The organism is Microbacterium sp. 01T413_2, assembly GCF_056398985.1.
In genome coordinates, this window is the sequence record NZ_JBFTQL010000005.1 from 1 (window position 1) to 25,804 (window position 25,804).

The 25,804-nt window shown below is 70.9% G+C and carries 19 protein-coding genes and 1 pseudogene; 9 read left to right on the forward strand and 11 right to left on the reverse strand.

All coding sequences use genetic code 11. From position 1 onward, the window contains the following. Positions 1–502: pseudogene (locus AC1DMN_RS04585) on the reverse strand (hypothetical protein); the annotation flags it as partial. A gap of 219 nt (positions 503–721) precedes the next feature. Between AC1DMN_RS04585 and lepB the strand changes: the two are divergent. Next, on the forward strand, positions 722–1,465 hold the full coding sequence (gene lepB, locus AC1DMN_RS04590; protein WP_477229619.1) for a signal peptidase I: 744 nt from the start codon (positions 722–724) through the stop codon (positions 1,463–1,465). On the opposite strand, the gene AC1DMN_RS04595 is transcribed toward lepB, so the two are convergent. The 5 genes from AC1DMN_RS04595 to AC1DMN_RS04615 form a co-directional block, all read right to left on the reverse strand. Beyond that, the gene (locus AC1DMN_RS04595; RefSeq protein ID WP_477229620.1) at positions 1,443–2,501 is read right to left on the reverse strand and encodes a DUF418 domain-containing protein; all 1,059 of its coding nucleotides are present in this window, start codon (positions 2,499–2,501) and stop codon (positions 1,443–1,445) included. The two genes, lepB and AC1DMN_RS04595, sit on opposite strands and share 23 nt — an antisense overlap. An 87-nt stretch (positions 2,502–2,588) precedes the next feature. Beyond that, positions 2,589–2,819, reverse strand: a complete 231-nt coding sequence (locus AC1DMN_RS04600) for a hypothetical protein (RefSeq protein ID WP_440733963.1) — start codon at positions 2,817–2,819, stop codon at positions 2,589–2,591. Between the two features lie 209 nt (positions 2,820–3,028). Then, the gene (locus AC1DMN_RS04605; RefSeq protein WP_477229621.1) at positions 3,029–4,528 is read right to left on the reverse strand and encodes a helix-turn-helix transcriptional regulator; all 1,500 of its coding nucleotides are present in this window, start codon (positions 4,526–4,528) and stop codon (positions 3,029–3,031) included. Positions 4,529–4,605: 77 nt separating this feature from the next. After that, positions 4,606–4,932, reverse strand: coding sequence for a hypothetical protein (locus AC1DMN_RS04610; RefSeq protein WP_477229622.1), 327 nt, complete (start codon positions 4,930–4,932; stop codon positions 4,606–4,608). Continuing rightward, positions 4,929–5,882, reverse strand: a complete 954-nt coding sequence (locus tag AC1DMN_RS04615) for a nucleotidyltransferase family protein (RefSeq protein ID WP_477229623.1) — start codon at positions 5,880–5,882, stop codon at positions 4,929–4,931. The genes AC1DMN_RS04610 and AC1DMN_RS04615 overlap by 4 nt, the downstream gene beginning before the upstream one ends. A gap of 240 nt (positions 5,883–6,122) precedes the next feature. Between AC1DMN_RS04615 and AC1DMN_RS04620 the strand changes: the two genes are divergently transcribed. Next, the gene (locus tag AC1DMN_RS04620; protein WP_477229624.1) at positions 6,123–7,169 is read left to right on the forward strand and encodes a Cys-Gln thioester bond-forming surface protein; all 1,047 of its coding nucleotides are present in this window, start codon (positions 6,123–6,125) and stop codon (positions 7,167–7,169) included. 194 nt (positions 7,170–7,363) lie between these two features. Beyond that, the gene (locus tag AC1DMN_RS04625; RefSeq protein ID WP_477383925.1) at positions 7,364–9,169 is read left to right on the forward strand and encodes a sigma-70 family RNA polymerase sigma factor; all 1,806 of its coding nucleotides are present in this window, start codon (positions 7,364–7,366) and stop codon (positions 9,167–9,169) included. A gap of 240 nt (positions 9,170–9,409) precedes the next feature. On the opposite strand, the gene AC1DMN_RS04630 is transcribed toward AC1DMN_RS04625, so the two are convergent. Beyond that, positions 9,410–10,519, reverse strand: a complete 1,110-nt coding sequence (locus AC1DMN_RS04630; RefSeq protein ID WP_477229626.1) for a glycosyltransferase family 4 protein — start codon at positions 10,517–10,519, stop codon at positions 9,410–9,412. Positions 10,520–10,695: 176 nt separating this feature from the next. Between AC1DMN_RS04630 and AC1DMN_RS04635 the strand changes: the two genes are divergently transcribed. From AC1DMN_RS04635 to AC1DMN_RS04650, 4 genes are all read left to right on the forward strand, one after another. After that, complete coding sequence (locus AC1DMN_RS04635; protein ID WP_477229627.1) at positions 10,696–12,804, forward strand: glycosyltransferase; 2,109 nt, start codon at positions 10,696–10,698, stop codon at positions 12,802–12,804. Positions 12,805–12,876: 72 nt separating this feature from the next. Continuing rightward, complete coding sequence (locus AC1DMN_RS04640) at positions 12,877–15,321, forward strand: glycosyltransferase (RefSeq protein ID WP_477229714.1); 2,445 nt, start codon at positions 12,877–12,879, stop codon at positions 15,319–15,321. After that, positions 15,318–16,490 (forward strand): glycosyltransferase, encoded by a 1,173-nt coding sequence (locus AC1DMN_RS04645; RefSeq protein ID WP_477229628.1) that lies wholly within the window; start codon positions 15,318–15,320, stop codon positions 16,488–16,490. Before AC1DMN_RS04640 ends, AC1DMN_RS04645 begins: the two co-directional genes overlap by 4 nt. Next, positions 16,487–17,749, forward strand: coding sequence for a glycosyltransferase family 39 protein (locus tag AC1DMN_RS04650; RefSeq protein WP_477229629.1), 1,263 nt, complete (start codon positions 16,487–16,489; stop codon positions 17,747–17,749). Before AC1DMN_RS04645 ends, AC1DMN_RS04650 begins: the two co-directional genes overlap by 4 nt. Before the next feature lie 33 nt (positions 17,750–17,782). On the opposite strand, the gene AC1DMN_RS04655 is transcribed toward AC1DMN_RS04650, so the two are convergent. Both AC1DMN_RS04655 and AC1DMN_RS04660 read right to left on the reverse strand, forming a co-directional pair. Beyond that, the gene (locus AC1DMN_RS04655; RefSeq protein WP_477229630.1) at positions 17,783–18,856 is read right to left on the reverse strand and encodes a MauE/DoxX family redox-associated membrane protein; all 1,074 of its coding nucleotides are present in this window, start codon (positions 18,854–18,856) and stop codon (positions 17,783–17,785) included. 86 nt (positions 18,857–18,942) lie between these two features. Next, positions 18,943–19,500 carry a hypothetical protein gene (locus AC1DMN_RS04660; protein ID WP_477229631.1) on the reverse strand — a complete coding sequence of 186 codons (558 nt, stop codon included), beginning with the start codon at positions 19,498–19,500 and terminating at the stop codon, positions 18,943–18,945. 133 nt (positions 19,501–19,633) lie between these two features. On the opposite strand from AC1DMN_RS04660, the gene AC1DMN_RS04665 reads away from it, so the two are divergent. Further along, a complete protein-coding gene (locus AC1DMN_RS04665) occupies positions 19,634–21,457 on the forward strand; it encodes an ABC transporter ATP-binding protein (RefSeq protein WP_477229632.1) in 1,824 nt (607 codons plus the stop codon). 27 nt (positions 21,458–21,484) lie between these two features. Here AC1DMN_RS04665 and AC1DMN_RS04670 read toward each other — a convergent pair whose 3' ends face one another. After that, on the reverse strand, positions 21,485–22,834 hold the full coding sequence (locus AC1DMN_RS04670) for a polysaccharide pyruvyl transferase family protein (protein WP_477229633.1): 1,350 nt from the start codon (positions 22,832–22,834) through the stop codon (positions 21,485–21,487). A 107-nt stretch (positions 22,835–22,941) separates the two neighbouring features. Between AC1DMN_RS04670 and AC1DMN_RS04675 the strand changes: the two genes are divergently transcribed. Further along, positions 22,942–24,267 carry a glycosyltransferase gene (locus AC1DMN_RS04675; protein WP_477229634.1) on the forward strand — a complete coding sequence of 442 codons (1,326 nt, stop codon included), beginning with the start codon at positions 22,942–22,944 and terminating at the stop codon, positions 24,265–24,267. Positions 24,268–24,427: 160 nt separating this feature from the next. On the opposite strand, the gene AC1DMN_RS04680 is transcribed toward AC1DMN_RS04675, so the two are convergent. After that, the gene (locus AC1DMN_RS04680; protein ID WP_477229635.1) at positions 24,428–25,762 is read right to left on the reverse strand and encodes an HNH endonuclease; all 1,335 of its coding nucleotides are present in this window, start codon (positions 25,760–25,762) and stop codon (positions 24,428–24,430) included. Between the last annotated feature and the right edge of the window lie 42 nt (positions 25,763–25,804).

Sequence of the window (25,804 nt, forward strand, 5' to 3'; positions counted from 1 at the left end):
GCTTCTTGGGCGCCGGTTTGTAGGAGCCCAAAACGCTGCCGCCGTTCGGCATCGCCACGTTCAGGAATGCAGGGATCGCCGTGAAAGCGTTCACCAGCCCCAACGTCCCCACACCGACGAGACTCGTCAGGATCTGCGTGTAGGTGACGTCGTTCGCGGCGTTGCCGTCGCTCATTGTGAGCGTGGCCGAGTTCATGGTGAACCCGAATGCGTTGATGAAGCCCGCGCTGACGCATGTAGAGGTATCGATCCCGACCGCGGGTACGACCAGGATGTCTGCCTTGTTCCCCACCACGACTGCCTGCGATGTCCAGGCCCCGAGAAGCGGGATCCCGACCACGGCCAGGACCCCGGCTTTGAGGCAAGTCGGACACCCCGGAATCGGAGTCGATGCCGAAGCGAACGGCGTGGCCACGGCAGCTGCGACCACGGGCACGGACCAGGCGGCGCCCTTCAGAACCGTGCGACGGCCGACGTGCTTGGTGGTCTCGATCTCGGACATGCGTCCCCCCAGAAGTGACTAGTAGATTCGGAGCGGACCGAGGCATCTGCGCCTTCTCGTGCACTGCTTCGTGACCGCAACTCGAGACTGTCGAGTCGCTCAGGGTTCTCGCAGGGTGACGTCGCGAGAACGCGCAAAGGCGTCGTCGAACCGACGAAACGAACGCCGATCGACGCTCGCACCCCGGAGTCCGCGCCGCCCGCCGGGCATGATGGACGCATGGCATCCGACACCGTGGCCCCCGAGCCGGCACCTGGGCACACGCCCGACGGGCGCCGCCCGCTGTGGCGACGGATCACGGGCAGCTTCCTGTTCCAGCTGTGCGCGGCGTTCGTCGTCTTCGGGCTCATCCTCTCGTTCATCGCGAAGCCCTACTGGGTCCCGTCCGGATCCATGGAGGAGACCCTGCAGGTCGGCGATCGCGTGCTGGTGAATCGGCTCGCCTTTGTCGGAGGTGCCGCACCGCACACGGGCGACATCGTCGTGTTCGACGCGGACGAGGCCTGGGACGGTGGAGCACGCGCACCCGAGAACCCGATCAGGGCGGCGCTGCGCTGGATCGGCGAGGTGACCGGGTTCGGCCCGTCAGGCCCGCACACGCTCATCAAGCGCGTGATCGCCGGCCCCGGACAAACCGTGAAGTGCTGCAGCGCCGACGGCAAGCTCATCGTGGACGGCAAGCCGTTGAACGAGCCCTACGTGTTCCAGGACTTCCCGTTCCAGGCCGGTTCGCTCGACTGCACGACGACACCGGCATCGGCGCGGTGCCTTCCCGAGGTGACGGTGCCGAAGGACTCCTACCTCGTGATGGGCGACCACCGCTCGAACTCGTCAGACGGTGCGATCCAATGCCGTGGCCGCACCGCTCCGGATGCCGGCTGCTGGCGCTGGGCCCGCTCCGAGGACATCGTCGGCAAAGCCGTCGTGATCCTCTGGCCGGTCAACCGCTGGTCGGGACTGTGATCGACGCGCGCCGGCGCGCGATCAATGGCTTGGGGCGGCCGGAGACGGCGCCCATGATCCACTCGACCGGACCGGTCCCGACGAAGCGTCCCCACAACCAGGCGACGACGAGAGGGAGGACGACGATCGTCGCCCAGCCGATCGGAATGTTCTGCGCGGGGTAGCCACCGATCCCGTGCATCCACAGCGACACGATCCACACGTGCAGCAGATACAGGCTGAGCGCAAGCCGGCCCCACACGCGCAGGGGGGCGAAGATCGCCTCGACGACGGGCTGCCGCCCCGGAAGCGTCGTCAGGATCACGATGACCGCGTACGTCACGAACACGAGCCCGACATCATGAAGCGTGTCGGGATACGTCCCGGAGACGATGCCCGCCACATGCAGTCCCTTCTCGAGCACGGGGAGAACGACGTACGCGAGCGGCGCGACCGCGAGCATGATCCACATCGTCCGGTCACGGCGCAGTCCGCCGCGCAGCAGCAGCGCGCCGAGCAGGAAGAACGGCAGCAGGTTCGTGAGCCGATAGGAGTGCCCGAGCACCGTCCAGTCGGCCAGCCACTGCACGAGGATGTTCTGCGTCATGATCTGCAGGACCTGCCCCCGCGCGAGCTCGTTCAACGGCGCACCGATGACGACCACGATTGCGAGCACCACGACGAGCGCGCGCGAACGGAGCAGCAGCATCGGCACCCCGACGATGAGGAGCAGACCGAGTTGGGGCAGCACGATCACCACCCATGATCCCCACGTCAACATCCACAGCCCCAGCGTGATGAGTACGATGCCGCGGATCGTCTGCTGGAGCACGGTCGCACCGACCCGTCGCGAGCTGTTCCACACCAGTTGCACCGACATGCCCATCACCAACGCGAACAACGGAGACGCGAGGTCGTTGATGTTGCCGATGACGAATCGCACCGCCGAAGGCAGCTGAGGAAGGAGCGGATTGGCGTGCGCGATCAGCATGGCCACGATCGCGACGCCACGCAGCACGTCGGGAACGATCAGCCGCTCGGACCGGGTCACAGGCATCGCGTCGCCTCCTCCGACGGCACGCTACCGCATCGCCGGAACGGCGACCTCGCACGTCCGATGCGGACCGGTGAGATTCCCGGGTTCTCAGTGCCCGTCGGGCTGCTCGTCGCCCGTCTCCGCCTGGTCCATCTCCGCGGCCGCGGAGAGGATCACGGGCAGGCGCCACGCGGCGCCCAGTCGCAGTCTCCGTGGAGGCAGCTCTTCATCGGACTCATCCCGGCCGGTGGTCGGATCCGGCTCGTCGTCCGTCCGTGCCGGCTCGTCGTCGGTCCGCCCCAGTTCATCGGCACGACGATCGTCCGCGTTCATCTTCATCAGCAACCCAGACTTCCCCTCAACACATCCCCTCCCCAGGGGATTCACCGCGGCGCGCCGGGAACCGGAACGCGCACGATGAATTCGATGCCGACGACTTTCGGGTCGTCGCCGACAACTTATTCAACGCACGAAGTCTGAGAGCTTGCCCTGATCCAGAAGAATTCACCCTTCGCGTCACCCGAAGCGAGAGCCGCGATTCCGCCGGCTCAGAGGTATCCGGCCTCGGTGGCGAGGCGCACGGCATCCCCTGCGGCAGAGACGCCGAGCTTGCGATACAGCGAGGTCTGGTGACTTTTCACTGTATTCGGCGAGCGGAAGAGCGCCTTCGCGATCTGGTCCCTGGTCTCGCCCTGGGCGAGGCGCACCAGCACCGCGAGCTCGCTCGCCGTGAGCGACGGAGTGTCGAGGACGCCCCGGTCGCCGGGTCGCGTGACCTCCGGTCGCAGCTCCGGGATCCGCTGGGCGACCAGTTCCAGCAGACTCGGGGTGAGGATGCGCGTCACGGCGATCTCATGCGGACTCGACGGACGGTTGAGCTCCCCGAGCTGATCCACGGCGGCCATCGAGGCCGCCGAATCGCCGCGGAGATGGTGTGCGAGGCCCAGGACCAGCCTGCGCTGCCGCTCAGCCTGCTTCAGCCCCTCGGTCAGCGGTCTGGCGGCGTTGAGCTCGCGGATCGCCGACTTCGACGCCCCGCCGGCGATGCGGATCATGCATCCGATGATCACCGCGGGCCAGCTGCGGTCCTGAACGGTTTTCATCTGCTCCTTGGCCCGAGGCACGTTGCCGCTGAGCAGCCACTCGAACGCGAGCAGCACCTGCGGGATGGAGGAGTTGAGGGCTGTGCCGTTCGCCCCCATGCCTGCGGAGACGAGCGCTTCGAGGCGCTCCCTGACATCGAGACGCCGCTCAGCGAGCACCCCCAGGCGCTGCAAGCCGAGAAGATACAGCGGCCACAACTCCCCCATGGATCCGTACGTCAGCTGCAGGATCCGGGTGAAGGCTTCGTCCGGATCGTCGTCGGAGACGAGCGCCTCGACCAGCGCCTGCTCGGGGTCGAGCTGCAGTTCCATCCAGCTCTCCGTACGCGGCGTGCTGCGCGCCTCGGCCAGGTGCGCGCGCGCCGCCGCCGGGTCTCCGTACAGGACGTGGATGAGCGCCGAACGCAGGTGCGCCTCGCGGAGATAGAACCGCAGCGCCGAGGGCGTCGGCACGCGCAGCGTGCGGCCGTACAGGGCGAGCGCCTCGCCGAACCGCCCGAGCAGCAGCGCGGTGACGGCCGCCTGGGTGAGGAATAGGCTGCGGATGCCGTTCGTCGGATCCAGCACCGAGGGGATCGCGGCTTCGATCTCCGGCAACCGGATCAGCACGTCGTAAGCACGGGCAGCGTCCCCTTTCAGCCGCGCGTGCCACGCATCCGTCACGACCAGCCAGCGCCGAAGGTGCGAGGGCAGATACGGCGAACGCGACAGCGCCCGGTCCTCGGTGAGCGCCTCGGAACCCTCCGGGGCGAGCATTCGGGCGACAAGCGCCACTTCCGCGCTCGCACGGACGGCGTCGGCGGGCAGCCCCACGATGATCGCGGTGAGCTCATCGACCGGCAGAGTGAACCATGCCTCGACGGGATGGGTGGCGAGCAGATGGACGACCGTCGCGTGATCGCCCGCCGCTTCGGCATCGCGAATCCTCTGCGCGATATCCGTCATCCGGCACCATCCCCGTTACTGACCCCCGTGTGACGAGCATACGATCCGAAAACCGGATGGTGTGCAGTAATGGCGCGCTAGGACGTGAATTCTTGGGGTTCGTGCCGGGGATCCCGCTCAGATGGTGCGGTGGCGGGGGCCTCCTGCGCTCGAACGAGCAGACCACGGGCGACGAGATCGGCGACGAACCCGTCCACGGCTTCGGCGATCGCAGAACTGTCGCGGTCGACGCTTCCCGCGGCGCGTTCGGCGACCGTGCCCTCCCCCTCGCCGCACGCCGCGCGCCAGACCACAGCTGCGGTGCCCGCCAGCACGACGATCGGTCCCTGCGGAAGCCGAGCCACGTACACGGCATCGTCATGGACGATCACGCCGACGTCGGCCGCCGGTCGATAGCGGATCACGCCTCGCCCCGGTTCTGCCGCCCAAGATCCGTCGGCGAACGCGCGGCGGAGTCGGGCGTGGCGTCTCTCGCCGTCGATGCCGATTCCCGGCGGAATCGGTTCCCGGCCGCGCGGGTCACCTCGCCTGCGCCCTGTGCGCTGCGCATCAGGAACTCGCGCACGACCTCCGCCGGCCGCGGCGTGCGGCCCAGCTTGTGCGTGAGACGTTCGGTGTTCACGAGCGGCGCCCGCAGCACCAGCCCGATCCTGTCCCGCAGGGTGCGGCCTGCGCGCACCCTGCCGAGCCAGTCCTCCGTGCGCGTCCCACCCTGCGAAGCCACCTTCCACAACAGGTACTCGCGCCGGTGGGCATAGCGTTCCAGGTCGCCGTGCGCGGCGGCGAAGGCCACGGCGGCGTCCAGCCGTTCGACCAGCGCGAGGCAGTCGCGGCGCGCGGGCTCGTCGAGCGCATCCCAGACTCGCGCCGCCGTGTCTCCCATTCCCGCGGCGCGTGCGGCGTTCAGCGTCAGCAGCACGGCCTGCGCCGTGAGCGCCGGCACCGCGCAGGGCAGCCCGGCAGCCCTCACCTCAGCACGATCGGCCCAGAGCACCTCGAACGCACGGTCATCGGTGATCCCGATGCCGGGAAAGCGCCGATGCAGATCGAGATGCCCCCAGTCGGGGTGGAAGTAGGTCTGCGCGTGCTCGAACGACGAATTGTTCCGGAAAGTGCTGTACACCTGCCAGCCCTGGGCGAGCAGGGCGCGGTGCAGTGCCGGGATGCCGGCCGGGTCGACCAGCACGTCGACATCGGTGCCCTCGAAGCGCGGGCCGAGCAGCACGGGGTCGGTCATGCTGCCCTTGATGTGCAGGAGGCGCGCCCCTACGCGATCGGCGATCACCTGCACACCGGCGCGCGACATCTCCAAGCGCACACCCGGCGGGATCCGCTCGACGATCTCCGCTGACACGGCGCCAGCCTACGGCACCCCGGACGGCGGCGCGCTGGTGGGCGCGGAGCGATCGGCGCGAAGAAGCGGTGCCTCCGCCGCCGCACGATCTCGGGCTGCAGCGGATCGGCCGACCGACGGCGGCTCCGAGCCCCGGAATCGGATTCTCGTCGCTCGCGTCACTTTCACCGCCGCCCGCACTCCTTCACTCATGGGGACGGTGGCAACCCGGCCACCGCGGAATCTGGGGAGCAACAAAGCATGGAACAGCTCGACAACGAGCAGGGCCCGAAGAAGGTCATCTCACGGCGCACGATCGTCAAGGGGGCGGCATGGTCGCTGCCCGTCGTCGCCGCAGCGGTCGCCGTGCCGGCATACGCCGCGTCGAACGGCGTCGTGATCAGCCCGGGTGATCAGCCGGTGCCGACGGGCGTCTGCACGCCGCTCGGCAACATCAGCTTCAGCATCACGAACAACGGCGCGCCCATCGCCGGCCAGGCCATCATCGTCACGCTGCCTCCCGCCGCGCCCGCGGGTCAGTCGTCCTTCCACTGGGACGACAACACCACCGGGCCGAAGACCTTCACCTCGGACGCGAACGGTGTGGTCGACCTCACGAACCACATCGTCACGAGCTCGACCCCCGGCACCTACACCGTGCTCGGTCAGGTTGCTCCGAACGGCGCCACCTCGAGCATCCAGGTCATGGTCTCCGGGATGTGGATGGGCGGTCTCCAACAGGGATACGGCGGCACCGGGATCCATGGGGTGTACAACAGCACGCCGGCGGACCCGAGCAACCCCGGCACCCCGGACTACTACTCGTACTGCGTGGAGCACAACGTCTCGGCGAAGTCGAACATGGCAACGACGGCCGGAGGCCTCGGCACGTTCCTGGGCAGCAACTACCTCACCGGCAGCGCAGACATCTACAGCAAGGTGCTGTGGATCATCCAGAACAGCTACCCGGGGATCGCCCTGAGCGCGTTCTCGGCGGCGGTCCAGGCTGCGTCCGCCGCAGCCACCCCGGTGCGGCCGTTCACGGCGCCGCTCAGCGTGAACGACGCGATCGAAGCGACCCAGTACGCCATCTGGCGCTACACCGACCTGAACTTCGACGCGAGTTGGAACTTCCAGACCCCGAACTCGGAGGCCGCGTACTGGTATCTCATCGATCAGATCAACGCCGGGCAGCGCGGCACGCAGTCCGGCACCACGGGCCTGATCACCGCGGAGGCGAAGACGGTGTGCGGCTCCCCGACCGGCGGCAGCCATGCCCAGTGCCAGATCCTGGTCGTCCCGGCCTGATCGACGAACGAATCGGATCCGCCGCCGGTCCTGGGAGCACAGCTTCCGGGACCGGCGGCTCTCGGATGTTCCGTGCGCTCTCGCGGATAGATCCGATAGCCTGACCAGATTCTGCGTTCACCCGAAGCGCAGATCCGCTTCCGGTGCGGAGGGATGCCGTATCGGATGAGCCTCGTTCCTGGGGAGGGTTCGTGGTGGACGTACGCACCGACGCAGAGCTCCTGCGCGCGCTCCGTGACGGAGACAAGCGCGCCTATGCGGCGCTCTGGGAGCGCCACTCCCCTGCCGCGCAGCGCTATGCGCAGCGGCTCACGTCCGCGCGCGCGGACGATCTGGTCTCGGAGTCGTTTCTCGCGATCTACCAGCAGGTGACCACGACCGACGCGGGGCCGCAGTTCGCCTTCCGGTCCTACCTGAAGACCGTGATGCGCAACACGGCGATCCGCTGGTCCAAGGACGCGGATCAGCTCATCCTCACCGACGAGCTCGACGCCGTCGACGAGCGCGATGCGCTCAGCATCGCCGAGACCGACAGCGACGCCGGCGACGTCCTCGCGGCTCTGCAGGCCTTGCCGGAACGCTGGCAGCGCGTGCTATGGCTCGCCGAGGTGGCCGAGGCAGGGCGCCCTGAGATCGCGCGTGAGCTGAAGATCAAGCCCAACGCGGTGTCGGCTCTGCAGCGCCGGGCACGGACCGGGCTGAAGTACCAATGGCTCACCCTGCAGGTGCCGCCCGCCCTCCGTGACGATCAGGCCCACGCCGCGCGCCTCTTCCCGCAGTATCTGACCGAGCCCGCCAACGTCGCGGTCTCGACCGAGGTGAATCTGCACATCGCCGACTGCACGCCCTGCCGGACGCTGTTGCACGAGACGCGCGGGGCTGCGGCTCGGATGGGCGGCAGCACGCTGGCCGTACTGCTGGGCACCGCGGGCATCGGCACCGCCACGGCCACCTTGTCGTCGGCCACGACCGCAACGGCGATCGCCATCGCTGCAGGCGCGGGAGTCGCCACGTGGCTCATCGGCGGAGGAGTGGCCGCCGTCACCGCGGGCAGTCTCGTGATCACCTCATTCTTCACGGTCGGCCCCGCTGAAGCGGCGCCGGACGTGCCCCAGGTGCAGACGCCGCCCCCGACACCGGCGGCGTCCGTTCCCGTCGAGGCCAGTGACTCGTCGGGGCCTCCCGGGCCCGCCGAGCCGATCGCGGTCCCCGGGCAGGTCGATCCGGCCGATCAGGGCATCACCGACCGCTACACGCTGGAGTATCAGCCTCGGCCCGCCCCCGCGAACGGCGTCCCCGACCCCGCCCCCGCTTCGGGCCCCGGTTCTCCTACTGGCCCGACTCCCACCCCCGGCCCCACGCCGACACGCACGGAGCCCAGCACCCCTGCGCTCTCCCCCGGCGTCACCGGCCCGACGAGCACCACGGGCTACCTCGCCCCGGCGATCACCGGGAAGGCGACCCCGGGCAGCAACGTCGCCGTACAGCTCGGCACAGAGCGCTACACCCCTGCGATCGCACCCGATGGATCCTGGACCTTCGACGCCCGAGGAATCGAGCTCAACGCCGGCGACTACACCTACCAGGTATGGGCCTACACCGACGCGGCGTCTTCGCCGGCAGTCGAGGGCGCATTCACGGTGCTGCCCATCGAGGTGCACGGGTTCGAAGACGTCACCGGATTCGAAGACATGACCGCGGCCGACGCCAAGACGACCGGACTCCTCGTGGAGTTCCATGGCCCCGCCGATGGAACCATCTACGTCACCACGATGGAGGGCAACACCGGCTTCGTCGCGCTCGACGCCAACGGCTACGCCCAGCGGCGGATGCTCGTGAACTCGTACGGCTGGTACTGGTTCACCATGAGCTACATCGACGGCGACGGCTACTGGGGCCCGCCCTGGGAGCACAACCTGGACGTCTACGACCCGATCGCCGTCTACGATCCGATGGGCCCAGCTCCCGAGGACATGACCTTCCAGTTCGTGGTCCCCTGAGCCACGCCGCAGCGCGGTCGTAGACCAACGAGCGGATCCGATTCCGCGTCACTTCCTCGTCGGCGGTGACTCCTTGCAATCGGAGGATGCTGAGAACCTCCCCGTCTTCAGCATTCCGTCCCGGTGCGGTCCGATTGCGCAGGAGCGCCAGGACTGGGGACCTGCACGCTCGTTGGGCTCGCAGCTCGGACCGCACCTGCTCTCCGTGCCGGCCGAGGCGGGACCTCCACCCCGCCGACCTCAGTCGCGGCGCGCGATCACCCGGCGGTACGCCTCCGCATGCGACTCGGCGACCGCATGATCGGTGGCGAGCCCCGGCGTCCTCGGCGCGGCCTCGCTCAGGCGCGCACGCAGCGCGTCATCGGCCCCGAGCCGGCGCAGCGCCTCGGCGAGCGCCTCGACGTCGCGCGGGGCGACCGCGAGTCCGTTGATGCCATCGCGCACCCACTCGACGGGTCCGCCCTCCGCCGCGACCACCGTGGCCAGACCCGAATCGAGATACTCGAGCACGTTGAAGCCGAGCGGCTCCGCACGCATCGACGCCTGCACGCCCACGTCCCACCGGCGCAGCAGCGACGCGACGTCGTCGACGTGACCGAGCAGGCGCACCCGGTCGGAGAGCCCCAGCGCCGCGGCACGATCGCGCACCGCATCGGCGTAGTCCGCGTGCCCGAACGGCGCGCCCCCGGCGAATTCGAGGATCTCGTCGCCGTCACCGAACGCGCGCGCGAAGGCGTCCAGCAGCAGCAGCTGGCCCTTCCACGGGTCGATGCGCGCGAGCATGCCCACGCGCAGCGGTCCCGGATCCCGCGCGCCGCGCCGGCGGCCGGTCAGGCCGGACGCTCCCGCCATCACCTCGCGGACTGCGCCCCGACGAAGATGAGGTTCGGCGCTGGCCAGCGTGGCCTGGGAGTTCGCAATGACGCCATCCGCCCGCGGGAGCACCACCGTAGTCATCATCCGCAGCCCGAAGCCGCCGAGGGTCTCCCGGTCCATGATGTCGTGCAGGTAGACGAGGAACGGCTTGCGCGAACCGGTCACGGCGAGCGCTCCGTATGCAGCGGCACGGGTACTGTTCGCGACCACGAGATCCGCGTCACGGAAGGACCGATGCCTCCGCGTCGCCACCGCCTGCGCCAGGAGCCGCGCCCCCACCGCGAACGCGCTGGTCGGGGACGCACCGCTGGCGCCGTACGGCTGCGCGACGCCGATCCGATGGATCGGGATGGATACCGGGAGGCCAGCGAAGGCTCCGTCCTCTGCCGGATCCGGCGGGAGCAGCACGCTTGCCGACCAGGGCGGATCCGCACGCAGCATGCGCGCGAGCCCCAGCTCGGCGCCCCCCGCCACCGTCGTGTGCGCCAGGTGGGCGACCCGCGGTGCGGATGTGATCGGACCCTCGGGAACGGACAGCGGATCACTCCCCTCCTGAAGGCGGATCCCGTGCGCAGCGACGCAGCCAGGGCGACCCCGCTGGCGGCGACGCTCGCGGGCTATCGTTAGCTGACCACGATACAGGGGGTGCCATGCGGGTGCTGCGGATCTCGCACAGCGCGACCGTGCGCGCGTGGCGGGGGCGTGAAAGGGCACTGCGAGAGCGCGGACTCGATGTGCGCCTGCTGACCGCGAACCGCAGCGACGCCGGCGGCGTGCCCGTCGCACTCGATGCCGCCCCGGACGAGGATGTCGTCGGCGTGGGGACGTGGGGCACGCATCCGGCTCTCTTCGTCTACGACCCGCGACCGCTCTGGCGTGCTCTGGGCGAGCGCTGGGATCTCGTCGACATCCATGAGGAGCCGTTCGCGCTCAGCACCGCGGAGACGCTCCTGCTGCGGGCGCTGCGCCGTCAGCGCGCCCCCTACACGCTGTACACCGCGCAGAACCTGCACAAGCGGTACCCCTTCCCGTTCGGATGGTTCGAGCGCCTGTCCCTGCGCCACGCCGGAGGGATCTCCGCCTGCAACGCCGAGGCCGCCGCGATCGCCGAGCTCAAGGGCTTCCCGGGGCGCGCGCGGGTGATCCCCCTCGGCGTGGATCCGGTGACCCCCCTCGGTGTGGATCCGGTGCCCCCGGTCGGGGTGGATCCGGTGACCCCCGCCGGGATGGATCCGGCCGACGGATCCGGCGATCACGTCGTCGTCGGGCTGCTCGGCCGGCTCGTGCCGGAGAAGGGCGTGCCGCTGCTGCTCGACGCCCTCGTCGAAGCCCCCTCGCTGTACGCCCGGATCGCGGGCACCGGCCCTCTGGCCGCCACGATCCACGAAGAGGCGGCGCGACGCGGAGTCGCGGACCGGGTCGTGTTCCTCGGCGGGGTGGATCCCGATGCGGTCGCCGGGTTCTACGCGTCGATCGACGTGCTCGCCGTGCCCTCACTGCCCACGCCCCGCTGGACCGAGCAGTTCGGCCGCGTCGCGGTGGAGGCGATGGCCGCGGGCGTGCCCGTGGTGTCGAGCGATGCGGGCGCGCTTCCCGACGTCGTCGGCGGCGCCGGCATCGTCGTTCCCCGCGGCGATGCGCGCGCCCTCGCCGCCGCGGTGCGGGAGGCGGCAGGCCGGCGCCGCGACGAGCTCGTCGCGGCGGGCCTGGTGCGCGCCGCCGAGTGCTCCTGGCCCGCCGTCGCGGAGCAGTACCAGCGGATGTACGACACGGTGCTCGCGCCCCGGCGTTCCGGACTCAGTCGATCCGAAGGCCGAACCCCCGCAAACCCGGCGCACCAGGGCGAATCGACTGAGTTCGGCACGCCTCGCGGGGCCACCGAGGCCGGGGAGCCGGGAGAACTCGACGACCCCGAGATCGTGGTCGTGGCGTACGGCGCACCCGACATGCTGCGGCGCGCGCTGGAGCCGGTGCGGCATCTGGTCGTCACCGTGGTCGACAACTCCTCGATGCCGGAGATCGCCGCGCTGTGCACCGAGTTCGGTGTGCGATACCTGGATCCGAGAGCCAACCTCGGCTTCGGCGCCGGGGTGAATCGCGCGCTCGAAGACCGCTTGCTTCCAGAGGCCGACGTGCTGCTGCTGAACCCCGACGCGGTGATCGCCCCGGAGGGCATCCGCGCGCTGCAGCGCGGCCTCGCCGCCGATCCGGCGCTCGCGAGTGTGGGGCCGGCCCAGCACGACGAACAGGGCGTCGCCGCTCAGGCCGAGTGGGTGTTCCCCTCTCCCGGCCGCGCGTGGCTGGAAGCAGTGGGGCTCGGCCGCCTCATCCGCGGGCCGCACTTCGTGATCGGATCCGTGCTGCTGCTGCGCGCGGAGGCGCTGGACCACGTCGGCGGCTTCGATGAACGCTTCTTCCTGTATGCCGAGGAGACCGATTGGGCATACCGCGCGCATCTGCTCGGCTGGCGGCACGCCGTGGTGCCCGAGGCGGTCGCGACGCACGCAGGCGCCGGGACCAGCACGGATCCGAGCCGCCGCGAACGGCATTTCCACGCCAGCCAGGAACGGTATTACCGCAAGCACTTCGGCGCGGGGGGCTGGGCGCTCGCCCGCACCGCGCAGCTGGTCGGCGCCACCGTCCGCGGCATCGCGCTGCCGGGCGAACGCGGACGGGCCGCCGCGCGACGTGCCGCGCTGTACCGCCGCGGGCCGGTGCGCGCCGAGGCGGAGGCCGATTCTCGCGCCCTGCCGGCGTGACCCGCGCGCTACGCTGAGTCAGCGGCGCGCCGGGTCCACGCGCCGATGGGCTGCGTAGGGGATCAGACCGTGATGAGGATCGTGCAGATCGCACCGAGCGTCGCACCCGGCGCCGGCATCTCGGGTGTCGCGTGGGAGCTCGAACGCGCGTTCCGTGCCGCCGGGCACACCGTGGAATCCCTCACCACGCCGCAGCTGGTGAGGGTGCCGCCGCGCACCCAGCGCGCTGCCTGGCGCCGCCGACTGTCGATGGTCAGCGCCCAGTTCCGCCTCGTCGTGCGCGGCAGCGCCCGCGCTCGACGGTATCTCGCCGAACGGCCGGATGCGGTCGCGCTCTGCCACGGGATGGTGCTGGCCGGCGACGTGTTCGTGAACCACGTGATCACGATCGCGGCGGTCCGCGCCCGCGGGCGAGGGCTGTGGCGGGTGCTGCGCAATCCGATGGTCCCGTTCGCCCACGTCGTGGACCGGATCCGCTATCGCGGTCGCACGCACCGCGCGATCGTCGCACTCACCTCGGCCGAGGTCGCCGAGCTGGAGCGCTGCTACGGCGTGGTGGCTCCTCCGGTGCAGGTGATCCCCAACGGCGTGGATCTCGAACGGTTCCACCCTCCCACGACGGCCGAACGGGAGTCCGCGCGGGCCGCCCTCGGCCTCGACGACGAACATCGGGTCGCCCTGTTCGTCGGGCACGAGCTGCGCTGGAAGGGAGTGCCGCTCGCCATCGACGCCCTCGTGCACGCGCCGACCGTGATGCTGCTGGTGATCGGCGGCGACTCCGAGACGATCCCCCTGATGCTGCGCCGGGCGGAGCGGGCGGGAGTCGTCGACCGCGTGCACTTCGCCGGAGTGAAGACCGACCTGTCCGCGGTGTTCGCGGCGGCGGACATGTTCGTCTTCCCCACCCTCTACGAGCCCTACGGGATGGTGATCTCCGAGGCCCTGGCCTCAGGCCTGCCCGTGATCGCGACACGACAAGGGTGTGCCGTCGATCTGGTCGAGGACGGCGTGAACGGTTACCTCGTGGATCCGGATCCGAGGGACATCGCCACCCGGCTCGAGCAGGTCGCGGCCACCGATGTCGCCGCCTGGCGGGACGCATGCCGTCGCAGCGTCGAGCACCTCGGCTGGGACCGGATCGCAGCCCGCTACCTCGCGCTGCTGGCGTCCGTGCGCCCGGACGTGGGGGGATTCCCGGACGCGGCAGGGCCGTCGTCGCTGGGCCCTACACCCGCCCCTACTCCCGCACCCACACCCGCACCCGCACCCGCACCCGCCCCCACGCCCACGCCCACGCCCACGCCCACGCCCGCGAGACTCCATCTCCGTACCGAGACTGCAGAAGATTCACGCAGTCTCGATACGGAGATGGAGTCTCGCGGTCAGGAGGGCACGGATCCGGATCCGGCCGACGCCGCCGCTGGCAGCATCGACACCGCCCGGCCCCTCGACATCGTGCACGCGGTCAGCTCGGATGGCTTCGCCGGCGTGGAGCGCTTCATCGTGCGGCTCGCCGGCGCCCAGCGCGCCGCCGGCGCACGGGTGCGCGTGATCGGCGGCGACCCTGCACGCATGTCGGCCGCGCTCGCCGGCACCGGTGTCGGGTTCATTCCCGCACGCGGCAATCTCGGCGTGCGGCGCGCGCTGCGTGCCGTGCGCGCCGACGCCGACGTGGTGAACGTGCACATGACCGCGGCCGAGGCCGCCGCCGCGCTCGCGTTCGGGCGCCGCCGCCGGCCCGCGGTCGTGGCGACCCGGCATTTCGCACAGCCGCGGCGGCGCCATGCCACGGTGCACATGAACACGGTCGCCGCACGCGTCGTCGATGCGGAGATCGCGATCAGCTGGGCCGTGGCCGCCGAGATCGGCGTCGCCTCCACGGTCGTGCACTCGGGGCTGCGCCCGTCGGAGCCCGACGCATCGCCGCCGTCGCGGGAGCGGGTCGTGCTCGTCGCGCAGCGCCTCGAGGCGGAGAAGGCGACCGACGTGGCGATCGATGCGTTCGCGGCATCCGGCCTGGCCGCCGAGGGCTGGCAGCTGTGGATCGCCGGCGAGGGCGCCCGCCGCGAGGACCTCGAAGTCCAGGTCGCCCGGCTCGGCCTCACCGGCAACGCACGTTTCCTCGGATACCGGTCCGATGTCGCCGCACTGATGGCCCAGGCGGGGCTCTTGCTCGCGCCCTGTCCGCGCGAGGGCCTCGGGCTGACCGTCCTGGAGGCGATGCAGACGGGGCTCCCCGTGGTCGCCGCCGGGGCAGGCGGGCACCTCGATCTGCTCGAGGGGCTGGAGCCGCACGCGCTCTTCCCGCCGGGCGACACCGCGACCGCGGGAACGCGCCTGCGCCTGCTCGCCGCGGATCCGGAGGCACGGGAACGGCTTGCGACCGCCGCGCAGCAGCGCCAGCGCGCCGAGTTCTCGCTGGACGCGCAGGCCGCCGGAACGGATGCCGTGTATCGCGAGGCGATCGCCCGGCACGCCGGCACGCGCGGGGCGCGCGAGGGCGAGACCCGGCGATGAGCGATCTGGTCGTGCTCTCCCTGGAGCGCTGGGACGAGGTGTGGCGACGCAATCAGCACCTGGTCTCGGGCCTGCTGCAGCAGGATCCAGACCTCCGCGTGCTCTTCGTCGAGCCTCCGGACGACCCGCTGCATGCCCTGCGGCGAGGCGCCCGACCGCAGTTCGGGCAGGGCGTGCGTCCGATCGCCGAGCGGCTGCACGCGGTCCGCCCGGTGAAGTGGCTGCCGCGCCGGATCGACCCGGGCGCGGACGCGCGGATCGAGCGCGCGATCGTCGGCGCCGCGGCGCGGCTGGACATGATGGATCCGCTGTTGTGGGTCAACGACCCGCGCTTGGCCGGGCTCGCGCGGCGCACCGGGTGGCGGGCGCTCTATGACCTCACCGACGACTGGATGGCCGCCGACCGGCCCGCCGCCGAGATGCGCCGTATCGGCGAGGGCGAGGCGTGGCTGCTCGCCCACGCCGCCGCTGTGGTGGCCTGCTCCCCCGAGCTGGTGCGGCGCAAGAGCCCCCAGCGCCCCGACATCTCCCTGGTGCGCAACGGGGTCGACGTCGACGCCTACCGTGCCCCGCAGCCGCGCCCGGCGGACCTACCGTCCGGACCCGTCGCGCTCTACCTTGGCACCCTGCACCGCGACCGCCTCGACGTGGCACTGTGCGTGCAGACCGCTGTCGCGCTGAGCGCCGGCGACCGAGCCGGCGACCAAGGCACCGCAGGCACCGTCGTCCTCGTGGGCCCGAATGCGCTCGACGAGGCCGACACCGCCCGGCTCCGCGACGCCGGCGTGGTGGTGCTCGGCGCCCGCCCGCGCGAGGCGGTGATCGGCTATCTGCAGAACGCCGATGCGCTGCTGGTCCCGCACGTCGTGACCGCGTTCACCGAGAGCCTGGATCCGCTCAAGCTCTACGAGTACCAGGCCGTGGGGCGTCCGGTCGTGTCCACGCCGGTGGCGGGATTCCGGGATGCGGACGACCCGCTGATCCGGATCGCGGATGCCGAGGACTTCCCCGAGGCCGTGCGGCAGACACTGGCCGAGGCCGAAGGGCTGCCGCGGACGGCCGACGAATCGCCTGCGACACAGCCTGATCCGGATCCGGCCCTCTCCGCCGACTGGTCGCTGCGGGTCGCCGAGATGCAGGCCGTGCTGACCGCGGCCTCGGGGTCATGAGCGCCTCGCGCCAGGTCCCCGCCGCTCGGGACGAACGGCGGGTCGCACCGCAAAGGCTCGCGGGGAGCGCCGACGCGCAAGCCGTCGCCCTCACCGCCGCCCTGTGCGTCGCGACCGCGGCCCTCGGCACGATCGCCGCGTTCGCCGTGCCCGCGGGCCTGCCCTACGACGAGCCCGCGCACTGGGCGAACGCCGTCTCCGTCGCGGAGCACGGAACCCTCCCCGTACTCGGCGAACCGGGCGTGACCTACGAGGGGCAGCAGGCGCCGCTCTTCTATCTCGCCGCGGCCGGGATCATCCGCCTGCTCGGATCCGGCGAGACCGGCTTCCTCGGCGTGCGGCTGCTCGGCGTGCTGGGCGCGATCCTGCTCGCCTGGCTGGTCGCCCGGATCCTGCTCCGTACGATTCCCGGGCAGGCCGCGGCCGTCGTGAGCGGTACGGCGTTCGTGGCGCTGAACCCGATGCTGATCGTGATGTCGGCCTCGGTGCAGAACGACACCTGGTCGCTCGTGGCCGGGTTCGCGGCCGTCCTCGTCGCACTCGGCGGTCCCGGCGCGAGGCCCTGGCTGCGGGGGCTGATGATCGGTGCGCTCTGCGCGGTGGCGATCATGGTGAAGATCAGCATCGCCCCGCTGGTGATCGGACTGCTCCTCATGCTGCTCGCGCGCCGCCGCTGGCGCGAAGCCCTGGTGGCGTCGATCGTCGTCGTGGCGGGCTGCGCCTGGTGGGTGCTGCGCAATCTCGCGCTCTACGGCGATCTCACCGGTCAGGCCGGCGTGGACGCCGCCGGCTACCACTTCCAGTCCGGCACGACCTCGCCGTTCGCGCTCGCCCGCGAGGTGCTCACCTACCTGAGCCTGCCGGACGAGTACCTCCGCAACGTGTTCACGGCCCCCGGGTGGGTCGATGCGCTCGCCGTACTGGCGGGAGCGGTGCTCCTGGTCGGCGCGGTCGCTCTGCTCACCGTCGCCCGCGACCGCGTGCGACCGGTGCCCCTCGCGCTGCTCCTGGTCACCGGTGTCGCGAGCGTCGCCGCCTGGCTGCTGCAGGTCGGGCTGGGCTGGCACGTCGCGTTCCGCACCGCGTACGGCGTGCTGCCCCTGGCTGCGCTGGCGTTCGGATCCGCGACGCTGTGGTTCCGCGGGCGGCGCACGGGATGGGTCCTGTGCGCGGTGCTCGTGCTGGCCCTGCTGGTGCTGTGCGCATGGACGGGCGTGCAAGTCGCCGCCGTCGGCGACCGTGTGATGCTGCGGCTCTGACCCGCGCGGTGTCAGGACAGGTGCCGACCGCTCTCACCCGACTGTCGCGGAACCCGCGGACGGGTCCGTCGGCGGGCGCTGCCCGTGCAGGGCCTCGTACACGTCGCCGACGAAGACCTCGACGGCGAGGTCGCCGGTGACCGGTCCTCCCGCGAGCAGGCCATCGGCGCCGAGCAGCACGGCCGACGGCGTGGCCCATTCCTCGATCGAGCCCGCGACGTAGTCGCCGAGGTCGTGCAGCGACTGCGGCTCCTCGAGCTCGGCCCAGCGGCTCGATGTCGGTTCCACCAGCAGCAGTCGCACGTCGACCTCGGGCAGCAGAGCGCGGTAGTGCGCCCGCCGATCCCGGATCATCTCGCACGGTCCGCACATCGACGACAGCGCGAGCAGCAGGAGCGGCTTCTTCGTCGCGAGCGCACGCAGATTCACCTCGGTGCCGTCCGCGAACGTCACGGGCACCGCCGGCGTGCGGCGCCGCACGTACTCGACCTCGTCACCGCTCGCGGATCCCTCCAGTGCGTCCGGCGAGCCGGCGTTCGAACCCGCCGCCGAACCATGCACCACCGGCACCCCGGGCGCCGCCGCAGGCACCCGGCGTTCGGGCGCCCGCCACAGCACGAGCGCAGTCGTGACCACGGTGATCGCCGCCGCGAGCAGCCAGGGCAGGTGCGCGATCCCTGCGGCCAGCGCGCCGCCCAGGAGCGGCGTGCTCGCGGCGCCGACCGTGGCGCCGGCGGCGAGCGCGGTCAGCCAGACGTTGCGCACCACGGTCATGCCGGTCACCGGCGCCGGAGCCCCGAAACAGGTGCAGGACGCTCCCCCGCCGGCCGCGGCACGCGCGACCAGCACCGTGTAGCCGAGCATCAGCGCCACGGCGACGATGCCGGCGACGACGCCCAGCCATCCGCCGAGCGCGGCCACGGCGATGCCGAGCACACCTTCCGCCCACGGGTGCAGCCGCAGCAGCACGGCGCGCCGCAACGCCGGGGGCACGCCGAGCGCCTCCCACTCGCGCAGGTCTCCGGGCGTGCGCAGCTTCGCCGCTGCGCTGGCCAGGAGCACCCCGGCGAGCAGCAACGGCAGCGTGACGGCGAACGGAACGGGCATGGTGCGATGCTATCCAGCGGGCGGCGAGTCCGGGATACGAGGAAGGCCCCGCCGAAGCAGGGCCTTCGTCAGAGATCCACCGGACGTCACTGCGCCGCGATGTAGCCCTTCTCAGTCGAGTTGAAGGTCGAGCACGAAGCGCCGTTGATCGGCGGAGCGGACGGGATGGTCGCGTTCGCCACCATGGGCGCGCCGCCGTTGACCGTGTAGGTGATGCTCAACGCGCCGTTCGAGCTGTTCGGCGCGTTCTGCGTCAGCAGTGCGGCGGTGTACGTCGTGTGCGGCGGCACCGTGAACGGGTTGCCCTGGCTGGAACCGTTGCTGAGGTTCACCACGCGGATGCCGCCCAAGCTGTTGCCATTGAGCGTCGCGGAGGTCACGTTGACGGTGATTGTCGCGCCGGTCGGGTTCGCGATCACGAGCCGGAACGCGTAGCCCTTGTAGGTGGAATTGGAGTTACCCGGGAGCTTGCAGCCCGTGCCCGACAGTGTGATCGGACACGGATTCTCGGGATTGAAGTCGTTACACGCGCTCGCGGCCACGATGGGCACGGTCGCGGCGACAGCCACGGCTGGCACGACCCACGCCATGGCTTTGGTCACAGTGCGGCGGCTGATGCCGGCCGACTCGTCGTTCTCAGACATATGCGGTTCCCCAGTCGAATGCATGACGTTATGCGACCCCAGATGACGGCATAACGCGGACAAGACCGATGTTAGCGTATGACCCAATATTCCGATACGGGATTTGCGATGATTTCGCGGGAGGACACGCGCAATGGCACGGGATGCAGCCCGCACGACGACGCCGCGGGCGCTGCTGCCGCAGCTCGGCACCCTGCTCCGCGTCACGGGCGCGCGTCCGCGCCAGTGGATCCTGACCACGGTGGCCGCCTCGGTCGTGCTCGCCCTGCTCGACATGGCGGGCGTCGCCGCGATGCTGCCCCTCATGAGCCTGATCACCACCGGCAAGCCTCAAGGCTCGGTCCTGGAGTGGGTCGCCGCGACGGCGGGGAGCTCGGAGCTGTCCGTGCTGATCCCGCTCCTGGGCGGCTTCATCGCGCTCGTGTTCCTGATCAAGACCGCGGGATCGCTGCTGTTCCGATGGTGGCTGCTGGGTCGCACGACGCGGATCACCGCGCTCGCCGCGACCGAGCTCATGAAGCGCTACGTGCAGGCGCCGTATGCGGCCCATCGCGCACGCACGCTCAGCGTCGTCTATCGCAACATCAACGACGCGACCAATCAGGCGGCGAGCGTGCTCATGGCGGTGGTCACGATGTGCTCGGATGTGCTCGTGCTGGTCGCGATCATGGCCGTGCTCGCCCTCGCCGCACCCGGTGCCACGCTGTTCACCATCGTGCTGTTCGGCGGCATCGTCGGCGGGGTGCAGTTCGCCCTGCGCCGGCGCCAACTGCGCATCGGCGAGACGATCGCGCAGTCGGGCCTGGAGGCCTGGCAGGCGCTCATGCCCGGGCTCGAAGGCTTCCGCGAGACCCGACTGAGCTCGCGGGGCTCGGCCTTCGTCCGAGACTTCCGCGACTCCCGGCTGCGTAGCGCCCGCGCCGGACGTGAGCTGAGCTTCATGAGCGACGTGCCGCGCCACATCCTCGAGATCGCGTTCATCATCGCGATCGTGGGCATCTCGGTCCTCATGTTCGCGGTCGGATCCGCCGCTCAGGTGATCCCGGTGCTGGGACTGTTCGCGACGGCCGCGCTGCGCGCCCTGCCGACCCTGACCAGGGTCTCGGCGAACCTCGCGACGACCCGGGTCGGCGGCGTGGGACTGAACATCATGGTCGATGCGCTGGCCGAGCTGGATCCGACCGAACTGTACGACGAACAGCCGCGCAGCGATGAGCCGTATCGCGGCGACATCGTGCTCGACGACGTCACATTCCGGTACCCGGACTCGGATGCGACGGTGCTGAACGGGCTCTCGCTCACCATCGGGGAGAACCGCACGGTCGCGTTCACCGGCGGCAGCGGCGCCGGCAAGACCACCGTGGTCGACCTGATCCTCGGGCTATTCTCGCCCACGTCCGGCGTCGTGCGCTGCGGCGGTCGTTCCATCTCCGACGACCTGGCCACGTGGTACTCGGAGATCGGCGTCGTGCCTCAGGACGTGTACCTGCTCAGCGGGACGATCGCGCGCAACGTCGCCTTCGGCGTGGAAGCCGCCGACATCGACCGGGATCGCGTGCTCACCGCTCTCGCTCAGGCGCAGCTCAGTGACCTCGTGACGGATCTGCCGGACGGCATCGACACCATCGTCGGAGAGCGCGGCACCCGCCTCTCCGGAGGTCAGCGCCAGCGCGTCGGCCTGGCGCGCGCCCTGTACCTGCGCCCGCGGGTGCTCGTGCTCGACGAGGCGACCAGCGCGCTCGACAATGCCACCGAGCACGAGATCGCGCAGACGCTGCAGTCCTTGCAGGGCACCATGACCATCGTCATCGTCGCGCACCGGCTCTCGACGGTCCGGAGCGTCGATCACCTGGTGCACCTGCGCGACGGCGGCATCGCCGCACAGGGCACGTTCGACGAGGTGCGGGAGCAGGATCCCGAGTTCGCACGCCTCGTGCAGCTCGGCCGGCTGGAGTGACTCGACTCCGAGCCTGAGCGCCTCCGATCAGCGCGGAGTGGCGGTGGGCTCCGGCCCTTCCTGCACGAACTGCCGCTGCGCGAGCGCGCGTACGTGCGGCAGCCGCGCCTCGATCCGCTCGCGCAGCGTCGTGTCGGCGAACAGGTCGGCGAGCGCTCGTCCGACCTCGCCGCCGATGCCCGGCACGGGGTCGAGGGCGTACCGCTCCAGATCGAACATCCGCGCCAGGCCGTCGACCTTGCCGCGCGTGCGCAGCACGGCGACCGGGGTGCCCTGCGTCAGAGCGAGGATCGACAGGTGCATACGGCCGGTGACGACCGCCGCCGCGCGCGCCGTGAGCCAGCGCACCTCGGCGGGGCGCAGCGCCCGCTCCACCAGCAGCACTCTGTCCGGCCGAGCGGCCGCCTCCCCCGCGCGCCGGCACACCGCCAGGTCGTCGTCGCCGTCGCGCAGGCAGTGCGGGAGCAGCACCACGCGCATGCCATCCGCCGTCAGCCGATCGATGAGCGCGACGAACTCGGGCACGAGGTCCGTCCTGCGTTCGATGAGGCCGCTGAGATTGACGATGACGACCGGATCCGGAAGCCGCGTCACCCAGGCCGCGAGGTCCGCCGGCTCCCGCTCGCCGTCGGCCGTGAACACGAGGTCGGCGGACTCGAGCGCTGGGATCCCCGCACGGTCCAGACGCTCGGCCGAGATCGGATCGCGCACGAACAGCCGCGCCTTGCACGCTGCTCGTGCCAGCGCTCGGGATGCGGCGGCGTCGACGTGCTCGCCCCAGCTGAAGCCCAGCACGCGAGCGCCGGCGCCGAGCCGCCGCGCCAGCCGGAGCATCTCGGCGCGGGTCACCGCCTCCGCGCGGTTGTATCCGCCGTCCATGATGTCGGCGCCGATCACGGCGAACGACCGCGCCACCCGAAGCTCGTCGGCGAGCGCACGGACCTCGCCCCAGCGTCCGCGCAGGGTGCCGCCGCTGAGCAGCGGCGCGCTCAGCACCCGTACCCGGGCTTGGTCCTCATCGGGGACGATGTAGGCGCCGGCGTCGCGCATCACGGCCAGGACCTCGCCCGGAGTGTTCACGAGATACGCCTCGAACATCGCCTGATCCCCGATGTTGCCGCCGCCCGCCGGGAGCATTACCGCGTCCAGCTCACCGGGAGCGGGACGCGGACCGGGGCGGGAGCCGCTGCGCCGGAGGTGTGCCAGGACCCGCGTTCGCTCCACGGCATGCGCCAGGCGCAGTCCGGTGTCGGAGAGAAGCGCCCGCCTGGCGCGCGCGTACAGACCGCGCCTGAGCTGCGTTGCGCGCTTCACGCGCGCGGCGGTGGGCGGCTGCACGCGGGCGTCGGTGGGCGCCGACTCGTCAGCCTTCGTCATCGGCATGGGTCCTCCGCCGCGATGCTATTGCCTGTGACCGCGCGATGATATACCTGGGTCGTGGTTGACCCGACCCCGTCGTCACGCGGCGGATCCGGCCCCCGGGCATGAGGATCGTCAGCTTCTCCCTCGTCGTGCCCTACCCGGGCATTCCGCATGCGGGCGGCGAGTACTACCGCCGCCATCTCGGAGTTCTGAACGCCCTCGGCCACGAGGTCACCGTCGTCGCCCCCGACACCGAGCTCAATCGGATCGGCCTCGCGCGTACGCCGGATCCCGACCGCGTGATCCTGGTCGCGGGTGACGACTCCCCCGGGATGAAGGTCCTCGATCATCTCGCGGCGATCGTGGTGCCGCACTGGCTCGCGCCCAGCCGCCGCAGGGCGCTGCGGCGCAGCCCCGTCGTGCGCGAGGCGCTGCGACGGGCGGAGTTCGTGGAGGCGCAGTGGGAGGAGACGGCGTTCCTGCTGCGCGGTGCGGCAAGGTCTCGACCGACCGCGCTGGTCGCCCACGATGTGCCGCTGCAGCGCGAACTGAGATGGCTGCGGTCCGCCCGTGCGCAGAGCGCCACCAGGAAGGTCGTGTGGCGGTCGTGGCGTGCGCTCGTGGTCGCTGTCACGCAGCCGGCGTCGTTCCGCAGTGCCGATGTCGTGATCGTGCTGAGCGACAAGGACGCCCGCCAGGTGCGTGGAGCCGGCCGCCATCCCCGCGTGGTCGCGATCGACCCGCCGCTGTGGGATCCGGCCGAGCATCCGGTCGCCTCCGTCGGCGGATCGGCTGCATCGCCCGGTGGAACGGCCGTGCCGCTTGTCGGATCGGCCGCACCGGGCAGCGACTCGGCCCCGCTGCTTGGCGGATCGTCCACGCCGAGCGGCGGAGCGACCGTGCCGCGTGGCGGACCTGCGGTGTTCGTCGCGGCGTTCGACCGGCGCGAGAACGTGGAGGCGGCCGTCTGGCTGCTGGACGAGGTGTGGCCCTCCGTGCGCGCAGTGCTGCCCGATGCCGCGCTGTCGCTCGTCGGCGTCCATCCCCCGGAGTCGCTGTACGCCCGCGCCGCGCTGACCTCGGGAGTGACCGTCACGGGCTATGTGGACGACCTCGACGAGGTGTACCGCACAGCCTCGGCTGCGCTCGTCCCGCTGCATTCGGGAGCGGGCGTGAAGTTCAAGACGGTCGACGCACTGCTGCGCGGCCTCCCGGTGGTCACCACCAGGGTCGGCGCGGAAGGGATCACGAACGACGACGGCCGATTCCCGTTCCCCGTGACCGACGATCCGCGCGAGTTCGCCGCAGCAGTGGTCGCCGCGCTCGGAGCTTCGTCAGCACAGGATCCCGCGCTGACCGAATGGGCACGCTCGAAATACGGCGCGGACCGCTACGCGCGCCAGTTGGCCGAGCTGATCGCTGGGCTGGGCGCGCGCTCCCCGCACTGAGCTCACTCTGCGGCGAAGACGCGGTCCTCCGGGCACACGTCTCCTCTCCCCAGCCCGCATCGAGCGAGCGCAGCGGGCGCCCGAGCCGTCGTCACCTCGGGTCGTTGAGCGAGGAGCGCGCAGCGCGACCCAGACGACACGCGCGCGCTCTCGCGGCGGCTCACGCGATGAGTTCGGTGCGGGCGCGTCCTCCGAGGCGGGGTGGTCCGCCGATGCCGGTTGGGGGCAGGAACCAGACGTTGGCTCGGGTTCCGGTGCCGTCGATGCGGATGGTCCAGTGGTTGTCGTGGATGAGGTGGTGGCAGGTCTCGCACAGCAGCACACCGTTGTTCAGGTCGGTGGTGCCGTGGTCTCGGGTCCACCAGTCGATGTGGTGGGCTTTGGTCATTCCGGGTGGGAGTCCGCAGAATGCGCAGCCGCCGTCGCGTTCCCGGAGAGCGAGTTTCTGGGCTTCGGTGAACAGTCGTTTCTTGCGGCCCCAGTGCAGGATCTCCCCGTCTCGTCCGCAGAGCCAGTCCTGCACGATGCCGCTGCCGGCGATGCGGCGGACGGTGTGGATGCTGATGGGCTGGTCGAGCCCGTCGATGAGGCCGTATCCGGTGCTGTTCGCGAGGTCGGTGGCGTCCACACGGACGATCACGGTCGCCCCGTTCAGGCTCTTGTTCCGCAGACAGGTCAACGCGTGGTCGGCGAAGTGCGCGAGCGCGTCGGCCTGGATCTGTCCGACGGTGCGCCGGTCCGCGTCCCCGAGGGCCGGGTCGCGATCGCGGCGGGCGGTGAACTGCGCGGACACGTATCCTTCGATCGCGGTCTTCACCGACCCGGCCCGGGCCGGGTCGAGGACCGCGTTCAGGTGCAGCATCCCGTCCCGCTCGAACATGCTCAGCGATGCCCGCGCCCGCAACTCGTCTTCGCGGGGTGCGACACCGTCCGGATCCAGATACGCCTCCAACCGGGTCATCGCCCGGCGGATCTCGTCCAGCGATAGGCCCGGTGTGAGACCGACCAGAGCGGTCTCAGCCTCGGATGCCCTCGCGCGCCCGACTTTCACGATCATCCGGTCGAGGAATGTCACGAGCATGCCCGCCGCGGCGGCGCCGATCCGCCCCGCAGCCAGCGCTTCCCGGATGGCGGGGAACTTCGCCGGCAGCGCCTCCCCGAGCAGGTTCGTGCGTGGTGCGGTCGTCTCGCCGACTTTCACCAGCCGAACCGCATCCCCCACGGATGCGCCCGTGGTGGTCGCGATCAACTGCGCCGCCGTCCGGTAGCCGTGCTGCTTCGCGAGGGACTCCGGCCCGAGCTCTCGCCGCGACTCCCGGGCGATGCCCGCCGCGACCTCGGCATGCACCGCGCCCGCGGTTCGTTTCACCAGCCCGATCGCATCGTTCACCGCCACCAGCTGCGCCCGTGACAGGTCCGACCCGGACTCTGCATCGCCCCACGCCGCGGCCAGAAGCCGGGCGGCCTCCAGAAGCGGATCAAGGGTGCTGGACATGCTCCGATCCTACCAAGAATCGAAGCTATGTTCTAGACTTTT

Coding starts and splice junctions, on each gene's coding strand:
- AC1DMN_RS04670 (WP_477229633.1), bottom strand. CDS start 22,834: ATGACGAAGGCTGACGAGTCGGCGCCCACCGACGCCCGCGTGCAGCCG.
- AC1DMN_RS04645 (WP_477229628.1), top strand. CDS start 15,318: ATGAGCGATCTGGTCGTGCTCTCCCTGGAGCGCTGGGACGAGGTGTGG.
- AC1DMN_RS04675 (WP_477229634.1), top strand. CDS start 22,942: ATGAGGATCGTCAGCTTCTCCCTCGTCGTGCCCTACCCGGGCATTCCG.
- AC1DMN_RS04640 (WP_477229714.1), top strand. CDS start 12,877: ATGAGGATCGTGCAGATCGCACCGAGCGTCGCACCCGGCGCCGGCATC.
- AC1DMN_RS04595 (WP_477229620.1), bottom strand. CDS start 2,501: ATGCCTGTGACCCGGTCCGAGCGGCTGATCGTTCCCGACGTGCTGCGT.
- AC1DMN_RS04655 (WP_477229630.1), bottom strand. CDS start 18,856: ATGCCCGTTCCGTTCGCCGTCACGCTGCCGTTGCTGCTCGCCGGGGTG.
- AC1DMN_RS04605 (WP_477229621.1), bottom strand. CDS start 4,528: ATGACGGATATCGCGCAGAGGATTCGCGATGCCGAAGCGGCGGGCGAT.
- AC1DMN_RS04620 (WP_477229624.1), top strand. CDS start 6,123: ATGGAACAGCTCGACAACGAGCAGGGCCCGAAGAAGGTCATCTCACGG.
- AC1DMN_RS04635 (WP_477229627.1), top strand. CDS start 10,696: ATGCGGGTGCTGCGGATCTCGCACAGCGCGACCGTGCGCGCGTGGCGG.
- AC1DMN_RS04600 (WP_440733963.1), bottom strand. CDS start 2,819: ATGAAGATGAACGCGGACGATCGTCGTGCCGATGAACTGGGGCGGACC.
- AC1DMN_RS04650 (WP_477229629.1), top strand. CDS start 16,487: ATGAGCGCCTCGCGCCAGGTCCCCGCCGCTCGGGACGAACGGCGGGTC.
- AC1DMN_RS04680 (WP_477229635.1), bottom strand. CDS start 25,762: ATGTCCAGCACCCTTGATCCGCTTCTGGAGGCCGCCCGGCTTCTGGCC.
- AC1DMN_RS04660 (WP_477229631.1), bottom strand. CDS start 19,500: ATGTCTGAGAACGACGAGTCGGCCGGCATCAGCCGCCGCACTGTGACC.
- lepB (WP_477229619.1), top strand. CDS start 722: ATGGCATCCGACACCGTGGCCCCCGAGCCGGCACCTGGGCACACGCCC.
- AC1DMN_RS04665 (WP_477229632.1), top strand. CDS start 19,634: ATGGCACGGGATGCAGCCCGCACGACGACGCCGCGGGCGCTGCTGCCG.